Origin of the sequence: Clostridium polyendosporum (assembly GCF_018332455.1) — a bacterium.
In the GTDB taxonomy this organism is placed as follows: domain Bacteria; phylum Bacillota; class Clostridia; order Clostridiales; family Clostridiaceae; genus Clostridium_AY; species Clostridium_AY polyendosporum.
In genome coordinates this window covers 79,648-91,429 of record NZ_BOPZ01000013.1, presented here as the reverse complement: position 1 = coordinate 91,429, position 11,782 = coordinate 79,648, and the positions used below count along the sequence as shown (strand labels likewise).

The 11,782-nt window shown below is 32.5% G+C and carries 11 protein-coding genes; 8 read left to right on the top strand and 3 right to left on the bottom strand.

The window, feature by feature from the left end; translation table 11 throughout:
- Positions 1–228: 228 nt before the first annotated feature.
- A complete protein-coding gene (locus CPJCM30710_RS09100) occupies positions 229–570 on the bottom strand; it encodes a four-helix bundle copper-binding protein (RefSeq protein WP_212903857.1) in 342 nt (113 codons plus the stop codon).
- A 388-nt stretch (positions 571–958) separates the two neighbouring features.
- On the opposite strand from CPJCM30710_RS09100, the gene CPJCM30710_RS09095 reads away from it, so the two are divergent.
- From CPJCM30710_RS09095 to CPJCM30710_RS18100, 7 genes are all read left to right on the top strand, one after another.
- Complete coding sequence (locus CPJCM30710_RS09095) at positions 959–1,321, top strand: DUF2294 domain-containing protein (protein WP_212903856.1); 363 nt, start codon at positions 959–961, stop codon at positions 1,319–1,321.
- 218 nt (positions 1,322–1,539) lie between these two features.
- Entirely contained in the window at positions 1,540–2,727 is a 1,188-nt protein-coding gene (locus CPJCM30710_RS09090; RefSeq protein WP_212903855.1) for a 5-(carboxyamino)imidazole ribonucleotide synthase, read from the top strand.
- 1 nt (position 2,728) lies between these two features.
- Positions 2,729–3,250, top strand: coding sequence for a 5-(carboxyamino)imidazole ribonucleotide mutase (purE, locus tag CPJCM30710_RS09085; protein ID WP_246503504.1), 522 nt, complete (start codon positions 2,729–2,731; stop codon positions 3,248–3,250).
- 21 nt (positions 3,251–3,271) lie between these two features.
- On the top strand, positions 3,272–4,567 hold the full coding sequence (locus CPJCM30710_RS09080) for an L-lactate MFS transporter (RefSeq protein WP_212903854.1): 1,296 nt from the start codon (positions 3,272–3,274) through the stop codon (positions 4,565–4,567).
- Positions 4,568–4,822: 255 nt separating this feature from the next.
- Positions 4,823–6,169 (top strand): NADP-specific glutamate dehydrogenase, encoded by a 1,347-nt coding sequence (gene gdhA / locus CPJCM30710_RS09075; RefSeq protein WP_212903853.1) that lies wholly within the window; start codon positions 4,823–4,825, stop codon positions 6,167–6,169.
- Positions 6,170–6,494: 325 nt separating this feature from the next.
- Positions 6,495–6,770, top strand: a complete 276-nt coding sequence (locus CPJCM30710_RS09070) for a hypothetical protein (RefSeq protein WP_212903852.1) — start codon at positions 6,495–6,497, stop codon at positions 6,768–6,770.
- Positions 6,771–6,863: 93 nt separating this feature from the next.
- Positions 6,864–6,995 (top strand): hypothetical protein, encoded by a 132-nt coding sequence (locus tag CPJCM30710_RS18100; RefSeq protein ID WP_281413973.1) that lies wholly within the window; start codon positions 6,864–6,866, stop codon positions 6,993–6,995.
- A 294-nt stretch (positions 6,996–7,289) separates the two neighbouring features.
- Here the strand turns inward: CPJCM30710_RS18100 and CPJCM30710_RS09065 are convergent, their stop codons facing one another.
- Positions 7,290–7,640 carry a cupin domain-containing protein gene (locus CPJCM30710_RS09065; RefSeq protein ID WP_212903851.1) on the bottom strand — a complete coding sequence of 117 codons (351 nt, stop codon included), beginning with the start codon at positions 7,638–7,640 and terminating at the stop codon, positions 7,290–7,292.
- Between the two features lie 356 nt (positions 7,641–7,996).
- Complete coding sequence (locus CPJCM30710_RS09060; protein ID WP_246503503.1) at positions 7,997–9,067, bottom strand: sulfite oxidase; 1,071 nt, start codon at positions 9,065–9,067, stop codon at positions 7,997–7,999.
- 482 nt (positions 9,068–9,549) lie between these two features.
- Between CPJCM30710_RS09060 and CPJCM30710_RS09055 the strand changes: the two genes are divergently transcribed.
- Positions 9,550–11,781, top strand: a complete 2,232-nt coding sequence (locus tag CPJCM30710_RS09055) for an alpha-galactosidase (protein WP_212903850.1) — start codon at positions 9,550–9,552, stop codon at positions 11,779–11,781.
- The last annotated feature ends 1 nt before the right edge of the window (position 11,782 follow it).

Sequence of the window (11,782 nt, the reverse complement as noted above, 5' to 3'; positions counted from 1 at the left end):
CTCGTATCATTTGAATAACTCCTATGAAATAAAATTCTATACTTTTAATTTTACTTCATAATTCAGTAAAAACAAAGACTGCTGACACTTTGTCAGCAGTCTGAAAAAATAGACTGAGAATAATCTCAGTCTATTTTTTGATATATTTGGGTCTATATTTTTCCTTCTCCTAGGAATACCTAATTTACTTTCCAAGATTCAACTAATGTATTTATTTCTGTATAAGTATCATATCCTATCGTCACAAGGTGCCATCGTCGCAAAAGCCATGCATTCTCTTGCACAATGTAGGCATATTTTCCCACAATGTTGTGATTCTGGGTCAGAAAATTTTAAACAGGCATTTCCGCAAGTTGTACAAATATGTGCACATAAATGAGCAATAGCTTTTGCAAATATACTACAACGAGCAATGTATTTCGCAGTTAAAGTACAAATGTCCGCACAATCACGTAATAATAGAAGTTGTTCTTTCCTGCATTCGATATCTGATTTTGCTTTTAACAAGGTAGTCATCTGTTCACAAATAGCTTCACAATGCTGAACAATTTTTAATACAGATTCATGCATCTTAAATCCCCTTTTATTAATTTTACTACTTTACCATATTATGTACTAATTGAAAATTTGTTACATAACAATTGTAATAGACGACAAAATTTAAATATTATCTATAGTATAAAGTGGTTCTTTTTTTGATGCTCATTTGTTTTTTTTATTACTATTGTAGATAATAAATATTTAAGTGATTAAAAAACTAATCTGTATCTAATAGAGTTATGAACAAAATTATAATATTGCACTTTTTTTATAGGTATGCTAAAATGGCTTTGAATTATATTATAAATTGGAGGGCAAAGGGAAAGTAGTATACTAGCCTAAAGCACTTCGATGGAATATAATATATTACTAGGTTAGAATGTTATTTTACTTGTTATAGATGACTGGAGATGGTTATATGACGAAAGGGCAGATTGAAGCAAAGATTAGTGAAATGGCAGCTAAATTTGAAGTGGAATTTATAGGTAGAGGTCCTAAACATATAAAAACGATAATTATTGAAGATTTAATTATTATTAGACAAAAAGGTTTTCTTAGCCCTGCAGAGCAAAAGTTGGCAGAAGATAGACGCGGGGTAGAATTAGTAAAGAAGGCCAGAACTATGTTGTTTGAAAATGCAGAAGAGTATTTTAAGAAACTTATTAACCAAGTGATTAATATTGACATAGTAAGTATTCATTCTGATGTGAGTACGAAAACAGGTGAAAAAATAATATTAATAACTGTTAGTAAAAATTTAGAAAAAGAATTTGAAAAATAAGTTGGAAGACCAAGCGAAAGGTTATAAGTACCAGTCGTAGTGTAAACCAACATTTATTAGTGTAATAGCTAATAAATGTTGGTTTTTTTATTTTATAAATTTAAGGTCTGAATTTAGCTTTATGAGAACCCCTTTTTAATATCTGGGGGGATAATTAGTAATTAAATTAAATTTATTTTAGTGTAAGTATAATTTATCAATGCATTAGGGGGGATTTTATGTTCAAAAGAAAAAATAATGTGATCTTGCCTCCTGCCAAAATAGGAATAATTGGTGGGGGTCAATTGGGGAAGATGCTAGCTTTTGAAGCTAAAAGGATGGGATATACTGTTATCATATTGGATCCTACTCAAAATTGTCCAGCTGGTCAAGTAGCAGATAAGCAAATAGTTGGTTCACTACACGATTCTAATGAAATAAGAAAGTTAGCGGAATTAACAGATGTTGTTACATATGAATTTGAATTTGTAAATGCTGATGTTCTATGTGAGTTAGAATCTGAAGGATATAAAATATATCCATCTGGCTCTACCTTGAAAAAAATTCAGAATAAATATATACAAAAGTCAGTATTTAGCAGTGCAGGATTGCCGGTACCTCGTTTTACTAAAATTAATCATATAGAGGATATAGAAGAGGGAATAAAAGATTTTGGATTCCCACTAGTATTAAAACATTGTACTGGTGGTTATGATGGTAAAGGGAATATTGTAATTAAGGACAAGAAAGATATAGAGAATGTTAAAAATGACTTATTACTAGAAAAATATGAGATGATGATAGAAGAGTTCGTTGCGTTTGACCGTGAACTTTCAATCGTTGTAGCACGTAGTTTTGACGGCAAGATTACATATTTCCCAGTAGCAGAAAATACACATGAAGATAGCATACTAAAATTAACTAAGGTTCCAGCTAAAATAAGTGATCAGGTAGAGTATAAAATCAAAGATATTGCACAAAAAGTCTTGGAAGTATTTGATGATATAGGAATATTTTGTATAGAGATATTTCTTACAGCAAATGGAGAAGTATATATCAATGAGGTAGCACCAAGACCACATAATTCAGCACACTATACCATTGAGGCTTGTATAACTTCTCAATTTGAACAGCAATTAAGAGCTATTACAGGAATGCCTCTTGGATCTACTAAACTAATGTCTCCTGCTGTTATGGTAAATGTATTAGGAAAACAGCCTATATATGGTGAGTATAGTGTTAAAGGCGTGGGTAGAATATTGGAGGAAGAGGGTGTATACCTTCATTTTTATGGCAAGCAGTTTGTTGATGTTAAAAAGAAAATTGGGCATATAACTGTATTAGATGATTCACTAGAAAAAGCAGAAGAAAAATCAATAATAGCTCTTGAAAATTTACTAATAGAACCTATAAAGGAGGAAATTTAATATGGAAAATATGATTAATCTTAATGAGAAAAACAAAAGGGTTGGTATAGTTATGGGGAGTTCTTCAGATTTTCCTATAATGAAAGAAGCTGCAAAGATTTTAAAAGAATTTGGAATTAGTTATGAAATTAATATTGTTTCAGCCCATAGAACTCCAAATGATTTATATGAATATGGAAAAACTGCAGTGGAAAGAGGAATTGAGGTTATTATAGCTGGAGCTGGTGGAGCAGCTCATTTACCTGGAATGATGGCATCACTAACTGCTCTTCCTGTAATAGGTGTTCCAGTTAAAACTAAGAGTTTGAAAGGTATAGACTCATTACTTTCAATTGTTCAGATGCCAAAAGGAGTACCAGTAGCAACAGTAGCTATAGATGGTGCAGCAAATGCAGGGCTACTAGCTGTTCAAATATTAGGAGTGAAAGATCCAGAAGTTATGGAAAAAGTTATTGTGTATAAAAAGAAGATGGAATATGAGGTAATGGAAAGCAGAAGAAAAATAGAGATTGAAGAAATATAAAAAATGTTAGAGGTATTATAAATGAGAGATATAAAAGTTTTCGGAATGCCCTTTGAAAAAGGTAGATGGCTGTTTATTCCTTTAGGAATAATACTTTTTATGTGCCTAGGAACAGTATATTCATGGAGTGTTTTCAGGAAACCTTTAGAAAATTTATTTAATATAGGTGCAACACAAAGTGGATTACCATATATGCTGTTTTTAGCAGCATATGCAGCTTTAATGCCAATATCGGGAGGCTTTATAGAAAAATATAATCCTAAAGTAATAATTATATTAGGAGGAATGCTTGTCGGGATTGGATGGATTTTATCTGGATATGCTCGGAGTATTAATGTACTTGCAATAACATATGGTATAGTCGCTGGAGGTGGAGTTGGAATAGTTTATGGAGTTCCAGTCGCGGTAATTTCCAAATGGTTTCCTGATAAGAAGGGATTGGCAGTTGGACTAATTTTATCGGGTTTTGGACTATCTCCTTTGATAACAGCACCTTTAGCACGATGGTTCATACATATTTATGGTCCACTTCACACTTTTAAAGTTTTGGGAACATTATTTTTAGTAATTATTTCAGTATTAGCTTTACCTTTTAGATTTCCTAAGGAAAATTTGTTTGATAAACAACAAACAATAAATAACAATAATTTGAAAGTTTTAGATGTTAGTACAAAAGAAATGCTTACCAAACCCAAATTTTATGGTCTTTGGATATGCTATGCTATAGGAACATTGACTGGACTTATGACAGTAGGGATAACAAGCTCCGTTGGAGAAGAAATTATTAAAATGGATTCTAAAACAACCGCATTTATGGTGTCATTGTTTGCCATTTTTAACGGTGTTGGAAGACCTTTATTTGGTTGGCTTACAGATAAATTGTCTCCTCTAAAGGCTTCTGTAATATCATATATAATAATAATGATTTCATCAGGTTTAATGTTGATGGCAAGGGAAGGAAGCGTGGGTCTGTATGTAGTTTCTTTTGCTTTACTTTGGATGACCCTTGGAAGTTGGTTAGCTATAGCACCTACAGCTACAGCAATATTCTTTGGTTCAAAATACTATAGTAAGAACTATGGTTTTATTTTTACTGCCTATGGAGTAGGAGCAGTATTAGGAGTTTCTTTGTCAGGTATATTTAGGGACAGGTTCGGAAGTTACATATATACATTTTATCCGATGTTCTTACTTGCGATACTAGGAGTGTTCTTTGCCATTTTATTTTTAAGAGAGTCTAAAGCTAATTGTTTCAGAAGGTCAAAGTATATTTATTCTATTGTAAAGAGAAAGAAGCTAGAACATGATGTGCAATAATAAAGATATAGGAATGTTTAATTATACATAGAATAATATAGTTATTATAAGGTAAATATTTTAAATATAGATGATTTTGAAAAGCTAATGAATTATTTAATAATTCATTGAAAGATCATAAGGTTAAAGGGGACTAGGTATAGTCCCCTTTAACATAACTTTTCTTTAGATAAATAGTATACCTTGAAAGTGTAGAATATCTAAATGCCATGAAGTGGATATAATACTAAAAGATATCCAAAAGGAGGTTACAAAATGAATGGTAAAGAATATGTTGAAAACGTTTTTGAAAATGTAGAGAAAAGAAATGCAGGGGAAAAGGAGTTTTTGGATGCTGTAAAGGAAGTTTTATTTTCTTTAGTTCCGGTACTCGATAAAAATCCTCAGTTTATTAAGGCGGGATTACTTGAAAGGATAACTGAGCCTGAAAGAGTGATATACTTTAGAGTTCCTTGGGTGGATGATGAAGGAAAGGTACAAGTAAACAGAGGCTTCAGGGTTCAATATAATTCAGCTTTAGGGCCTTATAAGGGCGGACTTAGGTTTCATCCTACTGTTAATCAAAGTATCGTTAAATTTTTAGGATTTGAACAAATATTTAAAAATTCTTTAACTGGTCTTCCTATTGGTGGCGGAAAAGGTGGTTCTGATTTTGATCCAAAAGGTAAATCGGATAATGAAGTTATGAGATTCTGTCAAGCGTTTATGTCTGAATTATATAAATATATAGGTCCTAGTGAGGATGTCCCTGCAGGTGATATAGGAGTTGGGGCCAGAGAAATTGGATATATGTATGGTTATTACAACAAGCTTAAAAGTTCAAGTGAGCAGGGAGTACTAACTGGTAAAGGATTAAACTACGGAGGTAGTCTTGGAAGAACGGAGGCAACTGGCTACGGATTGATTTATTTTACTGAAGAGATGTTGAAGGACAATGGGATAAGCTTAAAAGATAAGACTGTAGTCATTTCAGGTTCTGGCAATGTAGCAATTTATGCTATTAAAAAAGCAACTGAACTAGGTGCCAAGGTTATCACATGTTCTGATTCAAATGGATATATTATTGATGAAAATGGAATAGATTTAGAAGTGGTAAAAGAGATTAAAGAAGTTAGAAGAGGAAGAATAAAAGAATATTTGGATAAAGTACCTGGAGCTAAATATGTAGAAGGCTACCGAGGCATTTGGAATGTTAAATGTGATGTAGCTATTCCTTGTGCTACGCAAGGTGAAATAAATGAATCATCAGCACAAACTCTTGTGAAAAATGGTGTTATTGCTGTTGCAGAGGGGGCTAACATGCCTTCTACCCTGGACGCTATAAATGTATTCTTAAATGGTAAAGTTCTATTTGGACCAGCCAAGGCAGCAAATGCAGGAGGAGTTGCTTGTTCAGCTCTTGAAATGTCACAAAATAGCATGAGATATTCCTGGACCTTTGATGAAGTTGATTCTAAACTAAAGGATATAATGACCAATATTTATTATAATTCAAAAAATGCAGCAGTTGAGTATGGATATGGAAATAATATAGTGGCAGGTGCAAATATTGCAGGCTTTATAAAAGTTGCAACAGCTATGATGGCTCATGGTATAGTTTAATATATATTAGGAGTTAATGTCTAAACTTTCGCATCATAAAAACTTAGATGAAAGCAAAGGTTAGAAGGGTATCTCATAAGAAAACGAGATGCCCTTTGCTTATCACTTTAGTTTCAGATTAAATCTAGATTTTTTATAAGGGTTATATGACTTTGGATACAACTTACTACATTATACACTTGACTGTGGTTATCTTAAATAAGTTACTCTTAAATAAGTATAAAATTACCTCCGCAATTATTTTCATAATAGTTGCTTACATGTAAAATAAAGGAGGGATATTCATTTTTATGTAGAAATAAATATATGAAGGGAGATGATTGTTATGAAACAAGAACAAGCAGCTCGGATAGCACGAACTATGACTGGTAGTATTTTAGATACTTCCGATATTGTTAAACAAGTAAATGATGTTACTAAAAATACTAGACAAATAATAGGCATAAAAGTACATCAAGTGGTTAAAGAATATAAATTACCTTTTCATAAAACTTTTCCATTAGTCAGGAATAACTTTAATAAAATTGCAATTGAACACAATATAGACCCAGCAGTTGTATTTTGGGTGTATATGGACTGGCGTTATGAAAATTATAAATAACAAACTATTAAGGAGCTGACAAAGACTTTTTTAATTTTTAAAATAATCACATATACTAACTAATTAATGCTATACTATAAAAGAGGTGATTATTTGGGACGTAGAAGTAGTACTAGAGGAAAAGTTAAAGATCCAACGGACTTTAGCTATTTAATTAATAAACCTGAAGAAGAGAATAATACTAATAATGAAATAAAGACTGGTAGTGAAAAGAAAGAAGAGTAAAACTTAAAAATATATAACTATAGAGAGTAAGATAAGTAATAAAAGATTATCGTACTCTCTATTTTTCATTTATTGTGTAGGAAAGCCTTAAATATATTAAGTTCTAAAAGTTATGTAATCATAAATTATATTGGTAGTAAAGGGAAATATTAATAATATGCTATAACATATTTAAAAATTCCCTCACCTCTAAGCATTGGCGTAAGTGGGGGTTGGTTTCTTTTTCAGTATTATAGTTATGTTTAAGGTGTCAAATTGCATGTGCTAACTAATAAAAATAGCTTCTTGATGCTATTATACATCTTTAAATTCTGCACCTGCTCCAACCTTTGTAACTTGAACTGCAACCATTTCTTCATCATTGTTATTTGTAATTTCATGCCATTCTCCTGTCGGAATAAAAACAGTTGATCCAACTGTAACTTCAAGTTCTTTTTCCCCTAGTTTCATTTTTCCGCTACCTTTTAAAAAAAAGAATATCTGCTCACCACTTGGGTGTCTATGCAATTTTAAAACCTGACCTGGTTTAAAATAATAAACCTCAGAAGTAATATCATTACCTGCAAAAACTGGTATCTTAGGTACTACATTATCATTATATTGAGCTAAACTGCCGTTCAATAAATGCTTAAAATTGTTTTCCATAAATAATGCTCCTCTTTAATTTTTGTTAAAAATATTTACTATAAAAATATTTACTATAAAAGTATTTACTAAAAATAAAGTTCTATACTATTACAATCCTCCAGAGTATTTATATTCAAAAAGCTATTAGGTCTATTATTAATTCGAGGTGGAGGTTTTTATGAAAAACGATAGGGCTATTGAATTATATAATAAATTTTATAGTGATATAAATTTTGATAGATCAGAATTGTTTAAAGTAGTGAAAAACGAATATCCTTTCATATTATAAAAAAACATCAGAATTTGATTCTGGTGTCAATAACCTTACTGCAATTTTTTACATCTATTTCTATTTTATATGACGTGCACTTTAGCTATTCTATTTTAATATGAACTTTGTATACCGCATTGAAGCCGTAGCCTTTTTTGTTCCACTCTGCTTCAAAGGGCTGTACATTGCCACTGGAATCCTCAGCTCTGCAAAGGATGGTATATTCTCCTTTTTTCTGTACATTCCATAGGTATCGCCAAAATGTCCATGAATATTTTTGCTTTGGGTCCACACTCAGCTTTGCTTTTATCCAAGTTGAACCATTATCAAAGCTTAATTCTACTGTGGTGATACTTCCATGTCCCGACCATGCAATTCCGCAAATTTCGTGAGTTCCGGTATCTAATATTGAGTAATCTAGAGGCTGCTGAATTATTGAATTAATCTTAATATTCGTCACCGGTCTGGCATCTAGATCATTGGCTTTATGAGGATAATAAACGTAATCAACGGTTTGGAAAGGCCCTTTAAATGGATGATCTATGATCTGTATTTCCTTAAGCCATTTTACCGAGGCCATTCCATACCACTGAGGAACAATGAGTCTTAAGGGATAGCCATGCTCATAAGGTATGGTACTGCCATTAAGTTCGTAGGCAATGAGTACATCAGGTTGAAGGGCTACATCAATAGGAAGGCTTCTTGCATAATGAAATATCCCCTCCATATCTGTTCGAGTTCCTTTATCATGACCGATAAAGACAATCTCTTTAGCGCCATGCTTTACAACCACCATGTCTAAAAGACTTTTTAGCGTTACACCTTTCCATATTCCATGACTTATAGCTCCGTCTTCCCATTGTTCTCCATAGGCTTTTGGCTCAAAGTAGGTCCTTTTATTACCAGAGCATTCAAGAACCATGGTAATTTTCTTTGATGGCATAGATTTTAAATAAGAATGATGAAAAACCAGAGGTGCTTCTACATGTCCGTATATTGGCAGCAAGAAGGATTGTGGTGTTATCTCAGGGTATTTAAAATGATTTCTTCTATAAAAGTATTCTGAGGGAGTTATCCAGTTTCTTAAGAAGTGAATGGGGGTCTCCTTGTTTTCAGGGATCAGCTTAAGAGTTTTCAAAGTTGGCTTCATTGTATCGGAATGAAATGATTTCATAATTCTCCATCCTAAAATTTGTTCTCAATAGCATAATATTATGGATTATAATATTCTATGATTATGCTTTACAGAAAAACTTATGCAGTACTTAATTGTGTTTAAATATACATTTATATCAATACCTTTAGAAGTAGATTTAATTTTTTTCTACTAATCGTAGTTCTATTTTAGATTCATTATTTTTATATAAATATATGGTCTACTAAATTTTATTGTGTCTGATATTAAATAGTTTTAAGACTTAAAATTTAAAGTAGCATAGCAGATTAGAATAATTATATTAAATATAACAAATTGACATATTTGTATTACATATAGTAATGGAATTTTATATTGGAACGCGTATAATTTAATGTGAAGAAAACGTTAACGTTAAAAAATGTATACAAAATATTTTCATTTTAAAACTGTATAGCTTTGAGACTATTTAGAAGCATGCGGAGAAAAAGGAAGTATAAGGTAAAAGTAAGGAGGCTAATATGAGTATAGTTTACAGTGAAAAAAATAAAGAGTTTCATTTGTTTAATGATAAGATTAGTTATATCATCAAGATTCTAGAAAACAACCAGCTAGGAAACTTGTATTTTGGAAAATACATTAAGCATAGAGATTCCTTTGAGCATTTGTTTGAAAAAGCACATCGTCCAATGACTTCCTATGTGTTTGAGGGAGATTTAAAATTTTCTTTAGAGCACATAAAACAAGAGTATCCGTCTTATGGAACCACTGATTTTAAGATGCCTGCTTTTGAAATTAAGCAAGAAAACGGAAGTCGTATTACGAACTTTGAATATAAGAATCATCGCATTTTTATGGGAAAAGAGCCATTAAGGGAACTTCCTGCAACCTATGTAGAAAGTAAAGAGGAAGCACAGACACTAGAAATCACATTAGAAGATACCTTAATTCAAGCTGAACTAATTCTAAGTTATACTATTTTTGAAGAAAGAGGCGCCATTGCTAGAAATGCATTTTTTAGAAGTTTAGGAGGACAAACACTCCTGTTAGAAAATGCTATGAGTTTAAGTTTGGACTTACCGGATTATGACTATGAGATGATTCAATTATCCGGTGCATGGTCAAGGGAACGTCATGTAAAAAATAGAAAACTAGAACAAGGAATCCAGGCTGTATCAAGCTTAAGAGGAGCCAGCGGCCATAACCATAATTCATTTTTAGCTATAAAAAGACCTTCTGGAGATGAGTTTTCGGGAGAGGTTATTGGAGCAAGTTTGGTATATAGTGGTGAATTTCTTGCACAAATTGAAGTGGATGCTCATTCGATTTGTAGATTGACTATGGGAATTCATCCACATAATTTTGAATGGGTGTTAGATCCAGGCGGTGAATTTCACACACCAGAAGCGGTGCTTGTATATTCAGATGAAGGATTAAACGGCATGAGCCAGACTTTCCACGAATTATATCGTACAAGACTTGCAAGAGGGACATGGAGAGATAAAGTAAGGCCGATTCTCATTAATAACTGGGAAGCAACACAGTTTAATTTTGATGAACAGAAAATTTTAAATATTGCTAAAACAGCGGCTGAGTATGGAATAGAAATGTTTGTACTAGACGATGGATGGTTTGGAACCAGAAACGATGATCGTCAAGGACTTGGCGATTGGTATGCTAATAGCAGTAAGCTTCCAAATGGAATTACAGGTTTGGCAAAGAAAATAGAAGCATTAGGGTTAAAATTTGGCTTGTGGTTTGAACCTGAAATGGTGAATAAGAACAGTGATTTGTTCAGAGAGCATCCGGATTGGATTATCAGTACTCCAAATCGTAGAGAATCCCATGGAAGAAATCAATATGTGCTGGATTACTCAAGAAAAGAAGTAGTAGACTATATTTTCCATCAGATGAAAACATTGTTGGAAGAAGCACCAATTTCTTATATTAAATGGGATATGAATCGTAACATTACAGAGTGTTATTCAAGGGCAGTAGATGGAAAACATCAAGGAGAAGTTATGCACCGTTATATTTTAGGTGTTTATGACTTATATGAAAGATTAATTCAGGCATTCCCGAATATTTTGTTTGAGTCATGTGCGAGCGGTGGAGGAAGATTCGATCCTGGTATGTTATATTATGCACCTCAGTGTTGGACAAGTGATGATACAGATGCCATTGAGCGAATCAAGATTCAGTACGGAACTAGCTTTGTTTATCCTATAAGTAGTATGGGGGCCCATGTATCAGTAGTACCTAACCATCAGGTCTATAGAATAACACCAATAGAAACAAGAGCAAATGTTGCCTACTTCGGAGCTTTTGGTTATGAGCTTGACTTAAATGAATTAAATGAAGAGGAAAAAGAAAAAGTAAGAGAACAAGTAAGGTTTGTAAAAGAATACAGAGACTTGATTCAAAAAGGTAAATTCTATCGTTTATTAAGTCCTTTTGAAAATGAAAAAGCAGCATGGATGGTAGTTTCAGAGGATCAAAAAACGGCTTTAGTAGCTTACTATAAAATATTGAATGATGTCAATAGTGGCTATAGCAGGCTTCAATTAAAAGGGCTGAATAATGACTATTTGTATGAAATTGATAGACTTGGTACATCTCACTACGGAGACGAATTAATGTATGCAGCAATGATTACAACAGACTCTTCTGCAGGACAGATTATCGATCCAGGTGTACAAAAGGAATGTGATTTCTCCTCAAAAATATTTATATTAAAGGCGGTAGATGTATAAG